This window comes from Constrictibacter sp. MBR-5, assembly GCF_040549485.1.
Lineage (GTDB): Bacteria > Pseudomonadota > Alphaproteobacteria > JAJUGE01 > JAJUGE01 > Constrictibacter.
The window spans coordinates 123,531-143,839 of sequence record NZ_JBEPTK010000001.1 but is presented as its reverse complement, the minus strand read 5'-3'; the positions used below and the strand labels follow the sequence as shown (position 1 = coordinate 143,839).

18 protein-coding genes are annotated in these 20,309 nt (G+C 69.3%); 8 read left to right on the top strand and 10 right to left on the bottom strand.

Annotated features, from left to right (window positions below; genetic code table 11):
* Nucleotides 1–4 precede the first annotated feature (4 nt).
* Entirely contained in the window at nucleotides 5–1,207 is a 1,203-nt protein-coding gene (locus tag ABIE65_RS00675) for a CaiB/BaiF CoA transferase family protein (protein WP_354074881.1), read from the top strand.
* 67 nt (nucleotides 1,208–1,274) lie between these two features.
* On the opposite strand, the gene ABIE65_RS00670 is transcribed toward ABIE65_RS00675, so the two are convergent.
* Together ABIE65_RS00670 and ABIE65_RS00665 are read right to left on the bottom strand one after the other, a co-directional pair.
* The gene (locus ABIE65_RS00670; protein WP_354074880.1) at nucleotides 1,275–1,793 is read right to left on the bottom strand and encodes a UGSC family (seleno)protein; all 519 of its coding nucleotides are present in this window, start codon (nucleotides 1,791–1,793) and stop codon (nucleotides 1,275–1,277) included.
* The gene (locus ABIE65_RS00665) at nucleotides 1,793–3,226 is read right to left on the bottom strand and encodes a thioredoxin family protein (RefSeq protein ID WP_354074879.1); all 1,434 of its coding nucleotides are present in this window, start codon (nucleotides 3,224–3,226) and stop codon (nucleotides 1,793–1,795) included. The genes ABIE65_RS00670 and ABIE65_RS00665 overlap by 1 nt, the downstream gene beginning before the upstream one ends.
* 156 nt (nucleotides 3,227–3,382) lie before the next feature.
* Here ABIE65_RS00665 and ABIE65_RS00660 point away from each other — a divergent pair, with 156 nt between their 5' ends.
* The gene (locus ABIE65_RS00660) at nucleotides 3,383–3,643 is read left to right on the top strand and encodes a hypothetical protein (protein WP_354074878.1); all 261 of its coding nucleotides are present in this window, start codon (nucleotides 3,383–3,385) and stop codon (nucleotides 3,641–3,643) included.
* Nucleotides 3,644–4,198, top strand: a complete 555-nt coding sequence (locus ABIE65_RS00655; protein ID WP_354074877.1) for a hypothetical protein — start codon at nucleotides 3,644–3,646, stop codon at nucleotides 4,196–4,198.
* On the opposite strand, the gene ABIE65_RS00650 is transcribed toward ABIE65_RS00655, so the two are convergent.
* Nucleotides 4,195–5,562, bottom strand: a complete 1,368-nt coding sequence (locus tag ABIE65_RS00650; protein ID WP_354075682.1) for an amidohydrolase — start codon at nucleotides 5,560–5,562, stop codon at nucleotides 4,195–4,197. The two genes, ABIE65_RS00655 and ABIE65_RS00650, sit on opposite strands and share 4 nt — an antisense overlap.
* Nucleotides 5,563–5,796: 234 nt before the next feature.
* Here ABIE65_RS00650 and ABIE65_RS00645 point away from each other — a divergent pair, with 234 nt between their 5' ends.
* From ABIE65_RS00645 to ABIE65_RS00635, 3 genes are read left to right on the top strand one after another with little or no spacing between them, the layout of a single operon-like run.
* Nucleotides 5,797–7,032 (top strand): Zn-dependent hydrolase, encoded by a 1,236-nt coding sequence (locus tag ABIE65_RS00645; RefSeq protein ID WP_354074876.1) that lies wholly within the window; start codon nucleotides 5,797–5,799, stop codon nucleotides 7,030–7,032.
* Complete coding sequence (locus tag ABIE65_RS00640; protein ID WP_354074875.1) at nucleotides 7,022–7,858, top strand: aspartate dehydrogenase; 837 nt, start codon at nucleotides 7,022–7,024, stop codon at nucleotides 7,856–7,858. The genes ABIE65_RS00645 and ABIE65_RS00640 overlap by 11 nt, the downstream gene beginning before the upstream one ends.
* Before the next feature lie 22 nt (nucleotides 7,859–7,880).
* On the top strand, nucleotides 7,881–8,342 hold the full coding sequence (locus ABIE65_RS00635) for a hypothetical protein (RefSeq protein ID WP_354074874.1): 462 nt from the start codon (nucleotides 7,881–7,883) through the stop codon (nucleotides 8,340–8,342).
* A gap of 45 nt (nucleotides 8,343–8,387) precedes the next feature.
* Here the strand turns inward: ABIE65_RS00635 and ABIE65_RS00630 are convergent, their stop codons facing one another.
* From ABIE65_RS00630 to tpiA, 6 genes are all read right to left on the bottom strand, one after another.
* On the bottom strand, nucleotides 8,388–8,711 hold the full coding sequence (locus ABIE65_RS00630) for an FtsB family cell division protein (RefSeq protein WP_354074873.1): 324 nt from the start codon (nucleotides 8,709–8,711) through the stop codon (nucleotides 8,388–8,390).
* A gap of 25 nt (nucleotides 8,712–8,736) precedes the next feature.
* Nucleotides 8,737–10,020, bottom strand: a complete 1,284-nt coding sequence (eno, locus tag ABIE65_RS00625; RefSeq protein ID WP_354074872.1) for a phosphopyruvate hydratase — start codon at nucleotides 10,018–10,020, stop codon at nucleotides 8,737–8,739.
* 28 nt (nucleotides 10,021–10,048) lie between these two features.
* The gene (gene kdsA / locus ABIE65_RS00620; RefSeq protein ID WP_354074871.1) at nucleotides 10,049–10,915 is read right to left on the bottom strand and encodes a 3-deoxy-8-phosphooctulonate synthase; all 867 of its coding nucleotides are present in this window, start codon (nucleotides 10,913–10,915) and stop codon (nucleotides 10,049–10,051) included.
* Nucleotides 10,912–12,540 (bottom strand): CTP synthase, encoded by a 1,629-nt coding sequence (gene pyrG / locus ABIE65_RS00615; RefSeq protein WP_354074870.1) that lies wholly within the window; start codon nucleotides 12,538–12,540, stop codon nucleotides 10,912–10,914. The genes kdsA and pyrG overlap by 4 nt, the downstream gene beginning before the upstream one ends.
* An 85-nt stretch (nucleotides 12,541–12,625) precedes the next feature.
* Entirely contained in the window at nucleotides 12,626–12,949 is a 324-nt protein-coding gene (gene secG, locus ABIE65_RS00610; RefSeq protein ID WP_354074869.1) for a preprotein translocase subunit SecG, read from the bottom strand.
* A gap of 126 nt (nucleotides 12,950–13,075) precedes the next feature.
* On the bottom strand, nucleotides 13,076–13,831 hold the full coding sequence (tpiA, locus tag ABIE65_RS00605) for a triose-phosphate isomerase (protein ID WP_354074868.1): 756 nt from the start codon (nucleotides 13,829–13,831) through the stop codon (nucleotides 13,076–13,078).
* 236 nt (nucleotides 13,832–14,067) lie between these two features.
* On the opposite strand from tpiA, the gene ABIE65_RS00600 reads away from it, so the two are divergent.
* Together ABIE65_RS00600 and trpE are read left to right on the top strand one after the other, a co-directional pair.
* On the top strand, nucleotides 14,068–15,951 hold the full coding sequence (locus ABIE65_RS00600) for a peptidylprolyl isomerase (protein WP_354074867.1): 1,884 nt from the start codon (nucleotides 14,068–14,070) through the stop codon (nucleotides 15,949–15,951).
* A gap of 59 nt (nucleotides 15,952–16,010) precedes the next feature.
* Nucleotides 16,011–17,528 (top strand): anthranilate synthase component I, encoded by a 1,518-nt coding sequence (trpE, locus tag ABIE65_RS00595; RefSeq protein ID WP_354074866.1) that lies wholly within the window; start codon nucleotides 16,011–16,013, stop codon nucleotides 17,526–17,528.
* Between the two features lie 12 nt (nucleotides 17,529–17,540).
* Here the strand turns inward: trpE and mutS are convergent, their stop codons facing one another.
* Nucleotides 17,541–20,282, bottom strand: coding sequence for a DNA mismatch repair protein MutS (mutS, locus tag ABIE65_RS00590; RefSeq protein WP_502918499.1), 2,742 nt, complete (start codon nucleotides 20,280–20,282; stop codon nucleotides 17,541–17,543).
* Between the last annotated feature and the right edge of the window lie 27 nt (nucleotides 20,283–20,309).

Below are 20,309 nucleotides of genomic sequence, written 5' to 3'. Positions count from 1 at the left end.
TCGTATGCCTCTTTCGGGGATCAGGGTGATCGACGCCGGCAGTTTCATCGCGGGGCCGGCGGCGGCGACGGTCATGGGCGATTTCGGCGCCGAGGTGATCAAGATCGAGCCGCCGGAGGGCGATTCTTACCGCCGGCTGGGCGATTCGCCGGGCAACCCGGTGTCGAAGGACGACTACGCCTGGATCGTCGAGAGCCGGAACAAGAAGAGTATCGCCCTCGACCTCAAGCAGCCGGCGGCGCGCGAGGTGCTCGCGACACTGGTGAAGGGCGCCGACGTCTTTCTCACCAACATGCCGCTCAATGTCCGGACCCGGCTCGGCATCCGCTGGGAGGACCTGTCCCATCTCAACGACCGGCTGATCTACGCCTCGCTCTCCGCCTACGGCGAAAAGGGCGACGAGGCCAGCAAGACCGGGTTCGACAGCACCGCATGGTGGGCGCGCTCCGGCCTGATGGACAATGTCCGGTCGGCACCCGACGCGCCGCCGGCGCGGTCGCTGCCCGGCATGGGCGACCATGCGACGGCGATGTCGCTGTTCGGCGCCATCATGCTGGCCCTGTTCCGGCGCGAGCGGACCGGCAAGGGCGGCATGGTCGGCACCTCGCTGATGGCGAACGGTGTCTGGTCGAACGCCTTCCTGGCCCAGGCGATGCTGTGCGGCGCGCCGTTCAAGCTGCGCCCGAAGCGCGAGGAATCGCTGAACGCGCTCAACAACCTGTACGAGGCGGCGGACGGGCGGTGGTTCATGTTGGCCATGGTTTCCGAGGATCGGCAGTGGCCGGGTCTTCTAAAGGCGATCGGTCGGCCCGAACTCGCCGCCGACGCGCGGTTCGTCGACAAGCCGGCCCGGATCGCCAATTCGCATGCGCTCGTCGCGGAACTCGACAGGACGTTCGCCACCCGCGACTACGCCTGGTGGCAGGCGCGGATGGACGAGTGCGGCGTGACGTTCGGCAGCATCGCCAAGCTCGGCGATCTGGAAACCGATGCGCAGATGCTGGCGACCGACGTGATCGTGCCGCTGAACGATCCGAATTCGGCCGCGAAGAACACCGTCGGCAGTCCGATCGTGCTGGAGGGGGTCACGAAGCGTCCTGCTGGCGCTGCGCCGGGAATCGGCGAGCACAGCGATGCGATCCTGGAGAGCTTCGGGTTCGACGCCGATGCCATCACGAAGCTGCGCGCAAGCGGCGCGGTGAAGTAGAAACCGGAGCGCGGGCGTTCCCGCCCGCACCAGCGAAGGGGGCGGCGAGACGCCCGCGCTCCGGCCTTTACCCCTTCCGCAGCATTCCCAGGACGGGCTCCACCGCATCGTCGGCGATGGCGCGCAGTTCCTCGTCGGTGCGGTCCTGGATCGGGTGGGGCACGTAGACCACTGCCCCGTCGAAGCCCAGCGAGCGGGCCTGCGCCTCGAAGCCCGCCTTGAACTCGGTGGTGGCGATCATGCCGCCCGGTACGCCGCGCTGATCGAGGCTCGCGATGTCATGCAAACTGCACGACGTGCACGAGCCTCAATCGCTCAATGCCTCGACGACGAGGTCGCACTCGGTCGCGATCGCCTGCAGCGTCTCGACCGGAGAGACCTTGGTGTTCGTCGGCTTGGCGTAGCGCCGGACCTTCAGGCCCTGCTGCGACAGCCTTTCCTCGAGCCGGTCGAGGAAGACGCTGCCGCGCGCCTTGCCGATATCGAACAGCGCGACGGTCTTGCCGTCGAGGCTGTCCGGCGGATCGAGGCGCGGCCGCATCAGCGGCGCGCTCTCCGCCGTGGGATCGAGCAGTCTCGTCTCCATCAGGTCTTCACCTCCTTGGTCACGGGTATGCTGCCGCGGGCGCCGGACGCCCAGCCGCCGATGATCGCCGACATCAGGCCGGCTTGGCCGCCGGCCCGCACGATGTGCAGCCCGCCCGGCCGGAACTTGGAGAGCACGCCTTCGGCCTGCTCCGGCACGACGCCCTCCATCACGCCGCCGGCGCCGCGGACCAGCTCGCTGCCCGGCTTGCGGAGAACGTCCTCGAATTCCGCGAGGATCCGTGCCCGGTCCCAGCCGGCGTCGCGGAAGATGCGATAATGCTCGGGCGACAGGACCAGCAGCGCATCGTGGCCCTGGACCTTCTTGGGGTGGCCGATCGACCAGAGCGACATCGCCAGCGACCGCACCAGGCTGTCCGGCGTGCGCGAGATCTGGTCGAAATTCGACAGGACGCCGTCGCCCGCGAACAGAGAGACCGTCGACGTCCCGGCCGCGAAGCCGCGCGTCACCGGCCACGGCTCCCAGGTCGGGTCTGTCTCGTCCTCGGCGAAGCAGAACGTGTACTTGCCGGGCTGGCCCAGGGTCGCGCGGTCGATGCCGCCGGGGATGCCGCCGCCGACGTTGCGGATGACCAGCTGCAGCGCGCGGCCGATGGTGGCGTTGGCGCGGTTGCCCTGGCCGAGCGCGTTGCCGCCCCAGTTCATGCCGATCGCCTTGGCGATGGGGCCGTTCACGACGACCACCGGCCCGGCGAAGTACGTCGTGCACAGCAGGCCGTGCATGGTGAATTCGGGGATCAGGGCCGCCTCGATCGCCGCCAGCACGACCGGGAAGTATTCCGGCTTGCAGCCGGCCATGACGGCGTTGATCGCCGCCTTCTCGACCGTGCAGGGCGCCAGGTTCGGCGGGATGCTGCCGATGATCTCGTCGGGCGCACGGGTCGTGCCCCGGAGCATGCGCAGCACGCGCACTTCGGTCGGCGGCACGACCGGCAGGCCGTCGCTCCAGCCGCGCTCGTAGGCCGCCTCGATCGGGTCATCGTAATTGCGAAGTTCGATGGGGCGTGCGCCGAAGCGGGCGTCGCCGAAGCGGACCTTCAGGATCTCCGCCATGCCGGGCTCGACGCTCTTCGAGCCGCAGCCGGGTCGCCATTCGGGCAAGTCGGCGCCGAGGCCCTCAATGCCGGTCACGGCTTCCCAGTCGCCGCGGTGCCAGCCGATGGCGCGGCCGGCCTCGCGGCCACCCTCCAGCCGGATCAGCGTCGGCACGGTCTCGACGTCGAGCCGGTAGGATCGTTCAAGGTCGCGGTCGTCGTGCGCGCCGCCGATCGCTTCCGGGAAGGCGGGATCGTCCTGCGAGAACACGGTCAGTCCCGGTCCGTCGCGCAGCTGCCGGTAGACCGGCTCGAGCAGTTCGCATGTCGGGCAGTCGCGCTTGACGACGGCGACGAGGCCGTTTTCCGGCAATTGCATGGCGTTCCTCCAGGCCGGATTGTCGGCCGATCCGCACCGCGAGGCAATGGGAAGCGCGTCGGCGGCATTCGGGTCGGCGTTGGCAGGCGCGGCTCCGAGCGCTATGAAAACGAGAGACGCTGGCCGAGATGCCGGCCGACCAGGGAGGGCCAGACGATGATCGTCGCCACGGACGCGGCCACCGCCGCCGCCACCCGCTTTGCTCGCCAGACGCCGAGCGGCTCGACCATCTGGCGCAGCAACTATTTCGGCCCGTCGCCCTCGCCGGAGGGGTCGGCCTCGGTCGATCCGACGGCCGATGCGCCCGCCTATGTCGATCCCGCGCCCGGCGAACGGCGGCCGCCGCAGGCTTTCCTGGTGCAGCAGGAGCCGGGCGCCGTCGTGCACCCGCACTTCCACTATGTCGATCAGTTCTAGGTGATCGTCGAGGGCGGCGGCGAGATCGGCCACCATCCCCTCGCACCGCTGACCGTGCATTTCGCCGGGGCCTGCACCGGCTACGGCCCGATCCGGCCGGGGCCGCAGGGCCTGGGCTATTTCACCTTCCGCGCGAGCGCCGATTCGACCGGCGCCCAGTTCCTGCCTGCGATGCGCGATCGTCGCCGCCCGATCAAGCGCCGCTACATTCTGGCAGATCCCGTCGATCCGCTGGGCGTGGAGGGGCTGAGGGGGCTGGCGGACCCGGTCTGCGAATGCATCCTCGCCCATGAAGACGGTCTGGCGGCCCATATGCTCCGTCTGCCGCCCGGCTCCCGCCTGACGGCGCCCGCGCCGGGAGGGACCGCCGGGCAGTCCGTCCTGGTGGTGTCGGGCGCGATCCGGCGCGACGGCCGCAGGCTGGACCGCTGGTCGACCCTCTTCGTCCCGGCGGACGAGCCTGCGCTCGCGGTCGACGCGGGCGAGGAGGGGGCGGAAGTGCTGGTGCTCGGCTATCCGCGAAGCGCCGGCGGGAACGCAGCCGAAGCGTCTTAACGAAACTTCGGCCGCTCCCGGCGGTAATGTGCGCGCATCGCGGGGCGAAAGCGCTCCATCAGGGCGGTGTTGACGTCGAGCCGCGGCTTCTGGCCGGGCGGCAACAGCGGCTCGTAGACCGTGTCGCCGACCTCCTCGGCGAACGTCCGCTTCGCTTCGGCCACCAGATCGGGATCGCCGAAAAAGTCGAGGACGGCGCCGGCCAGCGCCTTCGCACCCGCGACTGTTCCCTTGTGCGCGATCGACGTCGCCAGTGGCGCTCCGCCGGTCCAGTGATGGAACGAGATGTTCGGCACGGTGCCCGGGAACCAGAGCCGGCCCATCGGCACCACCCATGAGAGGTCGCCGCAGTCGTTGGAGGCGGCGATCGCCTCGGCGGGACCGGTCAGCGGCGTAATGGCGGTACGCAGCCCTTCGGTCCGGACACCGGCCTTCTCCTGAAGCGCCCGGGCGAACGCGTGCTCCGCGTCCGTCCAATCGGGCATGCCCACCTGCTCGATGTTGCGCTGAATGACCTCCGCCAGCGTCCGATTGCAGCGGACCGGCCAGACCGCGCTCCGCACGTCGACCGTGACCTCCGTGCGGGTCATCAGCGCGGCCCCTTCCGCCACCCGCTTCGCATGCTCGAACAACGCGCGCACGCCGGCCGCGCTCGGATCGCGGAAATACCACCAGACTGCAGCACGGGCCGGAATCACGTTCGGCTGCTTGCCGCCGTCGGTGATGACCCTGTGAGCGCGCATCGTCGGCAGCATGTGTTCGCGATGCTGGGCGATGCCCATGTCCATCAGGACGACGGCGTCGAGCGCGTCGCGTCCCCGCCAGGGAGTGAGGCCGGCATGTGCCGTCTCGCCGGTGAAGATGAACTCGGCCGAGACCGCGGCGATCTGGACCTGCCCATGCTCGGTCATGAACTCGCCGAGGACATGGTCATGGAAGGCGAGGTCGACATCAGCGAAATGGCCGTCCCGTACAAAGTAGGGCCGGGCTAGGACAAGCTCCTCCGCGGGCGCGCCGAACACCTTCAGGGTTCCCGGCATCTGGCTGTCGGTCAGGGCGTGCCGGACCGCCAGGGCGGCCGCCACCAGCGCGGCAGCGTTGAGATTGTGCCCTTCGCAGTGGCCCGGTGCCCCCTGGACCATCGGTGTGGGCTCGGTGGCACCCGATTCCTGGCTGTTGTCGGGATTGCCGTCATACTCCGCGTGGAGTGCGATCACCGGAAACCCGGAGCCCCAGGTGGCGAGGAAGCCCGTCGGAAAGCCAGAGAGGTTGCGCTGGATGGTGAACCCGGCTTCCTCCAGCAGCTCGGTCATCAGTGCGACAGTCTCATACTCCTCGAGACCGGGCTCGCCGAAGGAGAAGATGGCGTCACCCAGCGCCGCGACAGCGTCTCGGTTACGTTCGATCCACGCGAAGGCGGTCCGCTTGGCTGGCGTCAGATTGTCCTTTGGAATGTTCGACCTCCATCATGCATTCCGCCACGAGCCTGCGAGTGCCGATCCAGCAATAGGATCGATCGCCCGTCCACCCCGGTTTCCGTTGACCCCGTGGCGACCCCGCCGGACACTCGTCACCTCGCCGACACACGGGGCTACGACATGCGGAACATCAGGATCGACGGCCAGCGGCTGTGGGACACCATCATGGAGATGGCTAAGATCGGGGCGACCGCGAAGGGCGGCAGCAATAGGCAGACGCTGACCGACGAGGACAAGGCCGGCCGCGACCTGTTCGTGCGCTGGTGCCGCGAGGCGGGGCTGGAGGTGACGGTCGACCGCATGGGCAGCATCTTCGCGCGCCGTCCGGGCCGCAACAACGACCTGCCGCCGATCATGTCGGGCAGCCACCTGGATACTCAGCCGACCGGTGGACGGTTCGACGGCGTGCTGGGCGTGCTGGCGGCGCTGGAGGTGGTGCGCACGCTGAACGATCATGGCGTCGAGACCGAGGCACCGATCGAGATCGTTAATTGGACGAACGAGGAGGGTGCCCGCTTCCCACCGCCGATGATCGCCTCCGGCGTCTTCGCCGGTGTGTTCTCGCTGGAGGAGGGCCACGGCATCCGGGATGCCGCCGGCAAGACGATCGGCGAGGAACTGGAGCGCATCGGCTACAAGGGCGAGGCGTCGGTCGGCGGCCGTCCGGTCGGCGCCTATTTCGAGTTGCACATCGAGCAGGGGCCGATCCTGGAGCGCGAGGCCAAGCAGATCGGCGTCGTGACCGGCGGCCAGGGCGCGCGCTGGTACGAGATCACGGTCAGCGGCGAGGCCGGCCATGCCGGTGCCACGCCGATGGACATGCGCAAGGATGCGCTGGTCGCTGCGGCGCAGATCGTCCAGGCGGTACAGCGCATCGGGAGGCGGCGCGATCCCTACGGCCGCGGCACCGTCGGCATCATGCGCGTCTCCCCGGGCTCGCCCAACGTCGTGCCCGACGAGGTCTTCTTCACGGTCGACATCCGTCACCCGGACGCGGACGTGATGACCGAGATGGACGGCGAACTTCGCGCCGCCGCCGACGAAGCCGCGCTCAACCACGGCACCCCCGTGGAGGTGAAGGAGACCTGGTACTCGCCGCCGGTCGCCTTCGACAAGGGCTGCGTCGCAGCGGTGCGGCAGGCCGCCGAGACCCTCGGCTACAGCCACATGGACGTGGTCAGCGGCGCGGGCCACGACGCGGTCTACATGGCGCGCGTCACGCCGACGACGATGATTTTCGCTCCTTGCGAGAAGGGCATCAGCCACAACGAGGCGGAGAACTGCAAGCCCGAGGACCTCACGGCCGCGTGCGACGTGCTGTTCCACGCCGTCCTGGAGCGTGCCGATGCGAAGTGAGGCTGGAGGGAATGTCCGGAAATCGCTGACCGTCGGGATCGGCGGACTTGGGGCGATCGGCCGCCAAGTCGCAGCCGCGATCGATGCGGGCGTCGAGGGGCTCGAACTCGTAGCCGTGTCGGCCCGCGACCTCGAAGGCGCGCGCGCCAAGGTCGCCGGTTTCGCACGGCCGCCCAAGGTTGTGCGGCTCGGTGAACTGGGCGCCCTGGCCGACATCGTGGTCGAATGCGCGCCGGCCGCCGTCTTCGAAGAGGTCGCGGAGCCCGCGATCCGCGCCGGCCGCATCTTCGTGCCGAGCAGCGTCGGCGCGCTGCTGCCGCGCATGCATCTGGTCGATCTGGCACGGGAGACCGGGGCCCGCATCGTCGTGCCGACGGGGGCGCTGCTCGGGCTGGATGCTGTCCGCGCCGTGGCCGAAGGCACCATCCACTCCGTCCGGATGGTCACGCGCAAGCCGCCGGGCGGCCTGTCCGGAGCACCGCATCTGGTGGAGAACGGCATCTCGGTAGAGGGGCTGACCGAGCCGAAGAAGGTTTTCGAGGGCACGGCGCGCGAGGGCGCGCGCGGATTTCCGGCGAACGTGAACGTCGCGGCGGCGTTGTCTCTGGCGGGGATCGGACCCGACCGGACCACGCTTGAGATCTGGGCGGATCCGGCCCTCGACCGGAACACCCACAGGATCGAGGTTGACGCCGACAGCGCCCGCTTCACCCTGGAGATCGCCAACGTGCCGTCCGAGGAGAACCCGCGGACCGGCAAGAACACGGGCCTCAGCGTCATCGCGGCACTGCGCGGCCTGACGAGTACGCTGAAGGTCGGTACCTAGCCGAACGGAAAGGAAATCCGCAATGACTGTCAGGCGTCTTGCGTTCGCATCCATCGCCGCCGCGGGCACGCTCGCTGCCGCCTGGGGGGCGGCGCTCGCCCAGGAGCCGGGGCAGCTGAGTTACGAGGAAACCCGCCGCTGCGTCCAGGAAGGCGCGCGGCTCGACAAGGAACTCCCTGCAATCCAGGCGCAACGTCCCGCAGTCGAGCGTGACGGGGCGGAGGTCGAACGGCTGGGCAACCAGGTCGAGGACCTTCGCAAACGCTCGACGGCGGTCTTCGACCCGGCCGTCTCGCGTCAGTATGAGGAGCTTCGCGATCGGCACTATCGCGAGTACGAGCGCTATACCCGAGAGATGACGGCCTACAACCAGCGGGTCGCTGCCTACAATACGGCGCTGGCCGACTACAACCGCGACTGTGCGCCCGACAAGCTGTATGGGTTGTATCTGGAGCGGGCGCAGCGCGAACTCGGACTTCGCTGACCGCCTACGCCGCGACGGCGTCGCAGCCGCTTGGATCGATCGGGCTCAACGGCCCGGTGCGGCATTGAGGATGATGACGTCGTCGGGCTTGGCGAAGTTCAGCAGGACCCGCGCCCGTTCTTCCAGCATGTCGGGATCGACGCTGGTCGGCCGCATCAGCGCGACCCGCCGGTTCAGCTGGTCGCGCTTCTCCTGTTCGACATCGAGAACCGCCTGCGCCTCGGCGATCTTCTGATCGAGCTGGATCATCGTCAGCATACCGCGACCACCATACACGGCGTAGTAGCCGAAATAGAGTGCCACGCACGCCACGGCGAGCGGGCCCAGCATCGCCTGGGCTCGGCGCCGTATGTCGCGCAGCACATCCATAAATGACTCTCCGCCGGATTCGCGCCTATCGAATCACGCGCAGGGCGTCGCGTCCAGCATAACGCGCGGCCGAACCGAGCGCCTCCTCGATCCGGATCAGCTGATTATACTTCGCCGTCCGGTCGGACCGGGCAAGCGATCCCGTCTTGATCTGCCCGCAATTCGTCGCGACGGCGAGGTCGGCGATGGTCGAGTCCTCGGTCTCGCCCGAGCGGTGCGACATGACCGCCGTGTAGCTGGCGCGGTGCGCCATCTCGACCGCCTCGAGCGTTTCGGACAGCGTGCCGATCTGGTTCACCTTCACCAGGATCGAGTTGCCGACGCTCTTCGCGATGCCGTCGGACAGGCGCTTCGGGTTGGTCACGAAGAGGTCGTCACCGACCAGCTGGACCTTCTTGCCGATCTCGTCGGTCAGCGCCTTCCAGCCCTCCCAGTCGTCCTCGGCCATGCCGTCCTCGATCGACACGATCGGGTAGCGCGAGACCAGGTCGGCGAGGTAGCGGACCATGCCATGGGGATCCAGGCTCTTACCTTCGCCCTCGAGCTCGTACTTGCCGTTCTTGAAGAACTCCGTCGACGCGGCGTCGAGCGCCAGCATGACGTCGTCGCCCGGCTTGTAGCCGGCGGTCTCGATCGCCTTCATCACGAAGCCGAGGGCTTCGTCGGTGGAGGAGAGGGCCGGGGCGAAACCGCCCTCATCACCGACGTTCGTGTTGTGGCCGGCGTCCTTCAGCAGCTTCCGCAACGCGTGGAAGACCTCCGACCCCGTCCGGACGGCCTCGGCGAAGGTGGGCGCGCCCACCGGCATGATCATGAATTCCTGGATGTCGATCGGGTTGTCCGCGTGCGCGCCGCCGTTGACGATGTTCATCATCGGGACCGGCAGGGTGCGGGCGAAGACGCCGCCGACATAGCGGAACAGCGGCAGGTTCACCTCGGCTGCCGCCGCCTTCGCGACGGCGAGGCTGACGCCGAGGATCGCGTTGGCGCCGAGCCGCGCCTTGTTCGGCGTTCCGTCCAGGTCGATCATGACGGCGTCGAGCGTCACTTGGTCCTCGGCATCCATGCCGGACAGCGCGTCGTAGATTTCGCCGTTGACCGCCTCAACCGCCTGCTGCACGCCCTTGCCGCCGTAGCGGCCCTTGTCGCCGTCGCGCTTCTCGTTCGCCTCGTGCGCGCCGGTGGAGGCTCCCGACGGAACGGCCGCCCGGCCGGTGGCGCCGCTCTCGAGCAGGACGTCGACCTCGACGGTGGGGTTGCCGCGGCTGTCGAGGATCTCGCGGGCGTGGATGTCGGTGATCGCGGTCATCGCTGTCCTGGTCCTGTCGCTGCTGGGGTCAGGTCGGGGGTATCGGGTTGGCCTTGGCGAGCCGGTCGAACGCGATCAGGTCGCGCAGGACGGCTTCGAGCCGGGCGAGGGGCACCATGTTCGGTCCGTCGCTGGGGGCGGCGTCCGGATCCTGGTGCGTCTCCATGAAAACGGCGGCGACGCCGATCGACACCGCGGCGCGTGCGAGCACCGGCACGAACTCGCGTTGGCCGCCGCTGGAGCCTCCGCGGCCGCCCGGCTGCTGCACCGAATGGGTCGCGTCGAAGACGACGGGATAACCCGTCGCCGCCAGGACAGGCAGGGCGCGCATGTCGCTGACCAGCGTGTTGTAGCCGAAGCTGACGCCGCGCTCGCAGAGCAGGATGTTCCGATTGCCGCCGCTCTCGATCTTGGCGGCGACGTTGGCCATGTCCCAAGGCGCCAGGAACTGGCCCTTCTTCACGTTGATCGCGCGGCCGGTTGCCGCCGCCGCGAGCAGCAGGTCGGTCTGCCGCGACAGGAACGCCGGGATCTGCAGGATGTCGACGGCCTCGGCGACGGTCACGCACTGGTCGGGCAGGTGCACGTCGGTCAGGATCGGACAGCCGAAACGCTCTCGCACCTCGGCCAGGATCGGCAGGCTCTCCGCCAGACCAAGCCCGCGCTCGCCGGCGACGCTGGTGCGGTTCGCCTTGTCGAACGAACTCTTGTAGACGAGCGGCAGCCCGAGCCGGCCGCACATCTCGACCAGCGCCTGGGACATCTCCAGGGCATGCGCCCGGCTCTCCAGGACGCACGGTCCGGCGATCAGAACGAACGGCCGGTCGTTGGCGATTTCGATGCTGCCAACGCGCACCCGGACGGGTACGGGAGATGTCGTGCTGGTGTGGCTCATACCAGCCGCGACTGCTTGACCGCCGCGCCGACGAACGACTTGAACAGGGGGTGCGGCTCGAACGGCTTCGACTTCAGTTCCGGATGGAACTGAACGCCGATGAACCAGGGATGGTCGGGATACTCGACGATCTCCGGCAGAACGCCGTCAGGCGACATGCCGGAGAAGGTCATTCCGGCCTCCTCGAGCTGGCGCTTGTAGTTCACGTTGACCTCGTAGCGGTGACGGTGCCGCTCCTGGATCTCCGTGCAGCCATAGACCTCGGCGACGGCGCTGCCCGGCAGCAGATGCGCCGGATAGGCGCCCAGCCGCATGGTGCCGCCCAACTCGCCCTCGGCGTTGCGGCGCTCGACGGTGTTGCCGCGGGTCCATTCGGTCAGCAGGCCGACCACCGGATGCTCGCACGGACCAAACTCCGTCGAACTCGCGCCCTTCAGCCCGACCAGGTTCCGCGCCGCCTCGATCACCGCCATCTGCATGCCGAAGCAGATGCCGAAATAGGGGATGTTGTGCTCGCGCGCGAAGCGCGCCGCCTCGATCTTGCCGGGCGTGCCGCGCTCGCCGAAGCCACCCGGAACCAGGATGCCGTCGACCCGCTCCAGCCGCTCGATCGCACCCTCGGTCTCGAAGATCTCCGCCTCGATCCAGTCGCAGTTCACCTGCACCCGGTGGGCGATGCCGCCGTGGTTGAGAGCCTCGATCAGCGACTTGTAGGCGTCCTTGAGCTCGGTGTACTTGCCGACGACCGCAATGGTGACCTCACCCTCGGGATTGAGGGTGCGCTCGACGATCTCCGTCCAGCGGCTCATGTCGGGCTCGCCCGCGACCTCGATCCCGAAGTGGCGGAACACCTCCACGTCGAACCCGGCCTCGTGATAGCTGATCGGGGCGGCGTAGACGGTCTCCACGTCGAGCGCCGGGATCACGCAGGATTCGCGGATGTTGCAGAAGAGCGCGATCTTGCGGCGCGACTCGCGCGAAATCTCGCGGTCGCAGCGGCAGAGCAGGATGTCCGGCTGGATGCCGACGCTCAGCAGCTCCTTCACCGAATGCTGCGTCGGCTTGGTCTTCAGTTCGCCCGCCGAGGGGATCCAGGGCACCAGGGTCAGATGCACGAAAAGCGTCTGCTCCGCGCCGAGTTCGTTGCGCAGCTGCCGGATCGCCTCGAGGAAGGGGAGGCTCTCGATGTCGCCGACCGTGCCGCCGACCTCGCACAGAACGAAGTCCTCGCCGTCCAGGTCGGCCTGGATGAATTCCTTGATGGCGTCGGTGACGTGCGGGATGACCTGGACGGTCGCGCCAAGATAGTCGCCACGCCGCTCACGGCCCAGCACGGTGGAGTAGATCCGCCCCGTGGTCACACTGTCGCTGCGGCGTGCGGACACGCCCGTGTAGCGCTCGTAGTGGCCGAGGTCGAGATCGGTTTCGGCACCGTCGTCGGTGACGAAGACCTCGCCGTGCTGGTACGGGCTCATCGTGCCCGGGTCGATGTTCAGGTAGGGGTCGAACTTCCGCATGCGGACACGAAAACCGCGTGCCTGCAGCAACGCGCCGAGAGCGGCGGCCGCGAGTCCCTTGCCCAGGGATGATGCGACGCCGCCGGTAATGAAGATGAAGCGCGTCATTGGCGCCTGTCTCAGCCCGCGTTCCGAAGACCCTGCCGCGTTCCAGCGCGGAGGGCAACTGCCAATCGATGCATCGCAGATAGACTCAGCGCGACAGCGGTACGGCCGGCTCGGCCGGTGCCGCAGGCGCACTCTGCTCGACCGGTGCCACGGGGCGACCGGTATCGAGGATCGAACCCGGCCGCGACGTGCCCGTGGAGAGCCAGGCGAGGAAGAGGCTCGTGACGAAGAACAGCGCCGCCAGCACCGCCGTGGAACGCGTCAGGAGATTCGCGCCTGACCGTCCGGTCATGAAGCCGCCACCGCCGCCGCCGATGCCGAGACCGCCGCCCTCGCTGCGCTGGATCAGCACGACGCCCACGAGCGCGATGGCGATCAGGATATGGATGACGAGAACGACGGTGATCATCCGGGACCAATCCGCAAAGACGAAACAAGCACGAGCACGCCCGACGGAACGCTGTCCGGGACGTGCGGGTGGCGGCCGAACCACGTTCGGCCCGGCCGCCCTTTTAGTTGGTTGCCGCCGCCGGGGCTAGCCACATGTTTTCGCGATCGCCCAGAAGTCGTCCGCCTTCAGGCTGGCGCCGCCGACGAGGGCGCCGTCCACATCCTCCAGCGCGAGGAGCTGCGCCGCGTTGTCGGGCTTCACCGAACCGCCGTAGAGGATGCGCAGGGCGTCGGCGTCGGGAATCAGGCCGCGTATTTCCTGGCGGATCGCAGCGTGCATCTCCGCCACGTCCGACGGCTGGGCGACCTTGCCGGTGCCGATCGCCCATACAGGCTCGTAGGCCAGCACGACCGATTCGGCGGTCGCGCCGTCGGGTACGGATCCGCGCACCTGGGCGCGCACGACTTCCAGCGCTTCGCCCGAATCCCGCTGCGCCTCGGTTTCGCCGACGCAGATGATGGCGATCAGGCCGGCGCGCGCTGCGGCCTCCGCCTTGCTGCGCACCACCGCATCGGTCTCGCCGTGGTCCGCCCGGCGCTCCGAATGGCCGACGATCACGAAATCGCAGGCGAGGTCGGCCAGCATCTCGGCCGCAATGTCGCCGGTATGGGCGCCGCTCGGTTCCGGATGGCAGTCCTGGCCGCCGAGCGCGATGATGGTGCCGCGCAGCATTTCGCCCACGGGGGCGAGGAGGGTCGCCGGCGGGCAGACGACGATGTCCGCGGCGATGTCCGGATCCTCCGCGGCGCGGCCGACGAGCGCGCCGGCGAGGTGGGTACCGGCGACGGCGAAGCCGTTCATCTTCCAGTTGCCGGCGATAAGCGGGCGACGCGCCTTCATGTGCGCTCCTCTGTTTCACTCGTCCGATGCATTGCGTTCACGACGCACCTTTTCCATTTAGCACGCCGTGGCGCACCGGATCATCCCGGTCGGCATGGCGGGGAGAGCGGAGAGGGGAGTGCAGACACGTCCTGGTGGGCGTTGTTGCCGCTCGCCGACCCCCTCCCTATGATGCCGCCAGCTTCCGCCGGGTTCCGTCCGGCGGCGCGACGCCCTATCGCAGCGATCGAAGGCTTATGCTCAACACTCTCCGCAAGGGCGCTAAATCCTGGGTCGCAAAGGGGCTCTTCTTTCTCCTGATCCTCAGTTTCGGCGCATGGGGGATCGGCGACTATCTGCGCCCTGATCCTGCAGCGCCGGCCGCCGAGGTGGGCGATCTCGCAATCTCGCGCGACGAGTTGAACCGCGACTTCAACCGCCAGCTGGAGCAGCTTCGGCAGCGCTTCGGCAATGCCATCGACCGCGAGACGGCGGCGCGGTTGGGTCTGGTGGATCAGGCGCTGAACCAAGCGATCGATCGCCGGCTGCTCGAACTCGAGGCCCGCGAGTTGGGCGTGCGGGTCTCCGACGACATCGTGCGGGATCGGATCCTGCAGGAGCCGGCGTTCACGACGGCGACCGGAGAGTTCAACCGGGTCCGGTTCGAACAGACCCTGTTCAACAACGGCCTGACCGAAGAGGGCTTCGTTGCCATGATGCGCGGCGATCTGGCTCGCGGGATGGTCGCCGATACGGTCACTGCCGGCGCCGAGATACCGGCCGACGTCGCGCGCATGATCTATGCGGACGAGGCGGAGACGCGCAGCGTCGAACTGGTGGTCCTGCCGGACACCGCGGCGGACCAGCCGCCGGAGCCGACGGACGCACAGCTTGCCGAGACGTACGAGGCGGAGAAGCAGCGCTGGATGGCGCCCGAATATCGGAGCGCCGTGGCGGTGCTGCTGCGTCCCGAAGACCTGATGGGCGAGGTGTCGGTCGACGAGGATCGCATCCGGGAGGCCTACGAGGCACGCAAGGCCCAGTTCGAGACCCCTGGTACGCGCGACATCTCGCAGCTGCTCTTCTCCGACGAGGCTGCGGCCGCGGCGGCGAGCAAGCGTATCGCCGATGGCGACAGCTTCGATGCCGTCGCCGCCGATCTCGCCGGCAACGGCGCCGACCGCACCGACATCGGGACGGTGACGAAGGACGACCTCTTCCCGGCCGAGGTCGCCGATGCCGCCTTCGCGCTCGATGCGGCCGGCACGACCCAGCCGGTACGCAGCCCGCTCGGCTGGCATCTCCTGCATGTCACGGACATAAAGCCGGGCACCGTCACGCCGCTCGCCGAAGTGCGCGATCGCATTCGCGACGACATCGCACGAGAGGGCGCGGTCGACCGGATCTACGGCGTGGGGACGGAGGTCGACGATGCCCTGGCGGGCGGAGCGTCCGTGGAGGACGTGGCGGGCCAGTTCGGCCTGCCGCTGGTCGAACTGCCGCCGATCTCGCGCCAGGGGGTGACGCAGAGCGGCGCTCCCCCCGCAGAGATGCCGACGGTGCGCGGCCTCCTGGATACCGTCTTCCAGACATCGGCGGGCTCGACCAGCCGGCTGGTCGAGACGCCCGAGGGCGCCTACTACGTCGTGCGCGTCAAGGACGTGATCGAGGCGCGGCAACGCCCGCTCGACGAGGTGCGCGAGCAGGTGGCGCAGCGATGGCGCGCCGCCGAGCGGCACAGGATGGCCGAGGCGAAGGCGAAGGCATTGGCCGAGCAGGTGCGTGGCGGTACCGCGCTGTCCGCGGCGGCCAGCGAGGCGGGCCTGACGGTGGAGACGCCGCCGGCGGTGCGCCGCTCGACCAACGCATCGGAGATGAACCTGCCGCCGGCACTCGTCACCAAGGTCTTCGCTGCCAAGCAGGGCGACGTGCTCGTCGAGGCGCTGCCGGGCGGCTATGCGATCGCGCAGCTGACGAAGATCGACAAGGTCGACCCGGCGGCCGAGTCCACCGAGGTGGCGGGCGTCCGGGATCAGCTGAGCCAGGGCATGGCGGCCGACATCCGCGCACAGTATCTGCAGGCGCTGCGCGCCCGCTACGGCGTTACCATCAACCAGACGGTCGTGCAGTCGCTGTTCTAGAGACCGCCCGCTTTCCAGCTGCGCCGGGGACATCCGGCGCACCAACTTAAGGTGCAATCGTGACCGCTACCCCGAGCTTCGATGCGTTCCGCGAGTGCTACGACGCCGGAAAGCCGCAGCTCGTCTGGTCGCGCACCGTGGCGGACCTCGATACGCCGGTCTCGGCCTTCCTGAAGGTCGCCGACGGCCGGCCGAACAGCTTCCTGCTGGAATCGGTCGAGGGCGGCGCGATCCGCGGGCGCTATTCCTTCATCGGCCTGAAGCCGGACGTGATCTGGCGCTGCCGCGGCGACGCGGCCGAGATCAATCGCCACGCGCTGACCGACGCCGACGCGTTCGAGCCGTGCGCCCAGGGCAGCCTCGATTCGCTGCGCGCGCTGATCGAGGAGTGCCGCATCCCCGACTTCCCCGCGTCGCTGCCGCCGATGGGGTCCAGCCTCGTCGGCTATATGGGCTACGACATGGTGCGGCTGATGGAGCGGTTGCCGAACGTCCCGCCCGACCCGATCGGCGTACCGGACGGCATGTTCGTGCGTCCGACGATCATGCTGGTGTTCGACGCGATCGGCGATCACGTCACCATCGTCACCCCGGTCTGGCCGAGGGACGGTGTGAGCGCCACGGCGGCCTACGAGGCGGCGCTGGAGCGGCTCGGTGACATCACCGGCGACCTGGAGCGCAGCCTGTCGCACCGTGCGCCGGTGCTGGACGAGGCCGAAGTGCCCGAGCCGCGCTCGAACATGACGCGCGAGCGATTCTTCGAGGTGGTCGAGACGGCGCGCGAATACATCGTGGCCGGCGATGCTTTCCAGATCGTGCCGTCGCAGCGCTTCTCGCTCGATTTCAAGCTGCCGCCGTTCGCGCTCTACCGGTCGCTGCGTCGCCTGAACCCGTCGCCTTTCCTGTTCTTCCTCGATTTCGGCGACTTCGCGGTCGTCGGGTCGAGCCCGGAGATCCTGGTGCGGGTGCGCGACGACAAGGTGACGATCCGCCCGCTCGCCGGCACGCGCCGGCGCGGCAAGGACGCGGCCGAGGATCGGGTGCTGTCCCAGGACCTGCTGTCGGATCCCAAGGAACTGGCCGAGCACCTGATGCTGCTGGACCTGGCCCGCAACGACGTCGGCCGGGTCAGCAAGATCGGCTCGGTGCGCGTCGTCGAACAGTTCGAGATCGAATACTACTCGCACGTCATGCACATCAGCTCGACGGTGGAGGGCGATCTCGACCCGCGCTACGACGCGATCAGCGCGCTCATGGCGGGGTTCCCGGCCGGCACCGTGTCCGGTGCGCCAAAGGTGCGGGCGATGGAGATCATCGACGAGCTGGAGCCGGAGAAGCGCGGCATCTATGCCGGCTGCATCGGCTACTTCGCCGGCAACGGCACGATGGACACCTGCATCGCGCTGCGCACCGGCGTGGTGAAGGACGGGACGCTCTACGTCCAGGCCGGCGTCGGCGTGGTGGCGGACAGTGTGGCCGCTTCCGAGTATCAGGAGAGCATCGACAAGGCGAAAGCCCTGGTGCGGGCGGCCGAGGAAGCCGTCCGCTTCGCCAGCCGCCAGACGAACAACGCCTGAGCGCCGGCCGCCTCAGCTGCGGCCGGCCAGCTCCTTGAGCCTGTAAAGCGCGTCCAGCGCCGCGCGCGGCGTCAGTTCGTCCGGGTTCAGCGCCGCGAGCGCGTCGAGCGCGGGCGATGCGGCCGGCTCGGCGAAGCCGTCCGGCTGTGCGGGTTTCGGCGGCGCCTTGCGCGCGGCGGCGAACAGCGGCAGGTCCTCGGCGAGCCGCGCCACGGCGTTGCCCTGGTCGCCCGACTCCAGCAGCTTCAGCACCTCCTCGGCGCGCGCCACCACGGCGGCGGGCAGGCCCGCGAGCCGGCCCACATGGATGCCGTAGGAGCGGTCGGCCGCTCCCTCGGCCACCTCGTGCAGGAAGACGACGTCGCCCTGCCACTCCTTCACCCGCATCGTCCTGAGCGCCAGCCGCGGCAGCCGCCCGGCCAGACTGGTCAGCTCGTGATAATGGGTGGCGAACAGCGCCCGGCAGCGGTTCGCCTCGTGCAGGTGCTCGACGCAGGCCCAGGCGATCGATAGGCCGTCGAAGGTGGCGGTGCCGCGGCCGATCTCGTCCAGGATTACGAGGCTGCGCTCGGTCGCCTGGTTCAGGATGGCCGCCGCCTCGACCATCTCGACCATGAAGGTCGAGCGGCCGCGGGCGAGGTCGTCGGCAGCGCCGACGCGGCTGAACAGGCGGTCGACCACGCCGATCTCGGCCTCCGCCGCCGGCACGAAAGCGCCCATCTGCGCCATCAGCGCGATCAGGGCGTTCTGGCGCAGGAAGGTGCTCTTGCCCGCCATGTTCGGGCCGGTGACCAGCCACAGCCGGCCGGCGTCCTCGCCGAGCGCGCAGTCGTTGGCGACGAAGGGCTTGCCCTCGCGCGTCAGCGCCGCCTCGACCACCGGATGGCGGCCGCCGACGATTCGAAAACCCAGCCCGTCGTCGATGCGCGGCCGGACGTGGTTCTGTTCGACGGCCAGTTCGCCCAGCGCCGCAGCGACGTCGAGCCGGGCGAGGGCGCCGGCGGCGCGCGCGATCTCGTCGGCGCGCGCCTCGACGTCTTTCACCAGCGTCTCGAACAGCTCGAGTTCGAGCGCCATGGCCCGATCCGCCGCTTGCGCGATGCGGCTCTCCAGGTCGCCGAGCTCGACGGTACCGAAGCGCATCGCCGAGGCGAGGGTCTGGCGGTGGATGAAGCGGCTGTCGGCCTGCAGCTTCGGCGCATTGGCGGCGTTCGTCTCGACGAAGTAGCCCAGGACGTTGTTGTGCCGGACCTTCAGGCCCGAGACGCCGGTCTCGCGGGCGTAGCGGCCCTGCAGCTCGGCCACCAGTCGGCGGCTGTCGTCGCGCAGGGTGCGCAGTTCGTCCAGTTCGGCGGCATAGCCGGAGGCGACGAAGCCGCCGTCGCGAGCGAGGAGCGGCAGGTCGGGCCCGAGGACACGGGAAAGCCGGTCCACGAGCTGCGCGTGATGGCCCAGGTCGCGTGCCGCCGCGGCGAGGGTGTCGGGCAGGCCGGCGAGGCCGGCATCGGCGGCCTGTTCCAGGAGCGCGCGCAGTTCGGCCGCAAGCCGCAGCGCATCGCGCACGGCGGCGAGGTCGCGCGGGCCGCCGCGGCCGACCGAGAGCCGCGACAGCGCGCGCTCGACGTCCGGGCACCGGCGCAGCGCCGCGCGCAGGTCGGTGCGGATGCGTTCGCCCTCGACGAACCAGCCGACCGCATCGAGGCGGGCGTTGATCGCGGCGGCGTCGGTGAGCGGCGCCGACAGCCACTCCGCCAGAAGCCGCGCGCCGGCGCCCGCGACGGTGCGGTCGATGGCGTCGAGCAGGCTGCCACGCCGTTCGCCGGTGAGCGTGCGGGTCAGTTCCAGGTTACGCCGGGTGGCGGCGTCGACGGCGAGGCTGCCGCCGCGGCTCATGCGTCGTGGCGGGGCGAGCCGCGGCAGGCGCCCCTGCTGGGTCAACTCGACATAGTCGACGACGGCGCCGCACGCCGCGTGCTCGGCGCGGCCGAAGTCGCCGAAGGCGTCGAGCGTGCCGACGCCGTAGAGGCTCTGCAGCCGCGCCTTCGCGTTACTGCTGTCGAAGCGGCTGGAGGGCAGCGGCGTCAACGCCGTCTTCCAGTCGCGGAAGGTCTCGAACAGGTCGGGGCGCTGCAGCAGCCGGTCGGGCAGCAGCAACTCCCCCGGATCGAGCCGGGCGAGGCATGCGGCCACTTCCGGCGGCGCCACCGGCTCGACGGCGAAGTCGCCCGTCGACATGTCGAGCCAGGCGAGCGCCATCTCGCCCGCGGCCTCCGCCAGCGCCGCCAGATAGTTGTGGCGCCGGGCGTCGAGCAGCGTGTCCTCGGTCAGCGTCCCTGGGGTGACGAGCCGGACGATCTCGCGCCGGACCAGCGTCTTGCCGCCGCGCTTCTTCGCCTCGGACGGATCCTCGACCTGCTCGCAGATCGCGACCTTGAAGCCCTTGCGGATCAGCCGTTCCAGATAGGCCTCGTGCGCCTTTACCGGCACGCCGGCCATCGGCACCTCGTCCGCGCCCACCTTGCCGCGCCGGGTCAGCGTGATGTCGAGCGCGCCGGCCGCCTGGACCGCGTCCTCGAAGAACATCTCGTAGAAATCGCCCATCCGGTAGAACAGCAGATGGTCGGGATGCCGCTCCTTGCAGGCGCGGTAGTGCGCGAGCATGGGAGTCATCTCGACGGCAGGCGCAGCGATCTTGCTGTCGCCGTCGGGCGGGGACGCGGAGTCCGATCGGGGGGCGGTCGTCAGGTCGTGCATGGCGCGGAAACTAGCACGACAACCCAT

Excerpts from the sequence above, each read along its gene's own strand:
- ABIE65_RS00675 (WP_354074881.1), top strand. The coding sequence starts at position 5 with ATGCCTCTTTCGGGGATCAGGGTGATCGACGCCGGCAGTTTCATCGCG.
- ABIE65_RS00665 (WP_354074879.1), bottom strand. The coding sequence starts at position 3,226 with ATGCAATTGCCGGAAAACGGCCTCGTCGCCGTCGTCAAGCGCGACTGC.
- ABIE65_RS00660 (WP_354074878.1), top strand. The coding sequence starts at position 3,383 with ATGATCGTCGCCACGGACGCGGCCACCGCCGCCGCCACCCGCTTTGCT.
- ABIE65_RS00645 (WP_354074876.1), top strand. The coding sequence starts at position 5,797 with ATGCGGAACATCAGGATCGACGGCCAGCGGCTGTGGGACACCATCATG.
- ABIE65_RS00640 (WP_354074875.1), top strand. The coding sequence starts at position 7,022 with ATGCGAAGTGAGGCTGGAGGGAATGTCCGGAAATCGCTGACCGTCGGG.
- ABIE65_RS00635 (WP_354074874.1), top strand. The coding sequence starts at position 7,881 with ATGACTGTCAGGCGTCTTGCGTTCGCATCCATCGCCGCCGCGGGCACG.
- ABIE65_RS00630 (WP_354074873.1), bottom strand. The coding sequence starts at position 8,711 with ATGGATGTGCTGCGCGACATACGGCGCCGAGCCCAGGCGATGCTGGGC.
- eno (WP_354074872.1), bottom strand. The coding sequence starts at position 10,020 with ATGACCGCGATCACCGACATCCACGCCCGCGAGATCCTCGACAGCCGC.
- kdsA (WP_354074871.1), bottom strand. The coding sequence starts at position 10,915 with ATGAGCCACACCAGCACGACATCTCCCGTACCCGTCCGGGTGCGCGTT.
- pyrG (WP_354074870.1), bottom strand. The coding sequence starts at position 12,540 with ATGACGCGCTTCATCTTCATTACCGGCGGCGTCGCATCATCCCTGGGC.
- secG (WP_354074869.1), bottom strand. The coding sequence starts at position 12,949 with ATGATCACCGTCGTTCTCGTCATCCATATCCTGATCGCCATCGCGCTC.
- tpiA (WP_354074868.1), bottom strand. The coding sequence starts at position 13,831 with ATGAAGGCGCGTCGCCCGCTTATCGCCGGCAACTGGAAGATGAACGGC.
- ABIE65_RS00600 (WP_354074867.1), top strand. The coding sequence starts at position 14,068 with ATGCTCAACACTCTCCGCAAGGGCGCTAAATCCTGGGTCGCAAAGGGG.
- mutS (WP_502918499.1), bottom strand. The coding sequence starts at position 20,282 with ATGCACGACCTGACGACCGCCCCCCGATCGGACTCCGCGTCCCCGCCC.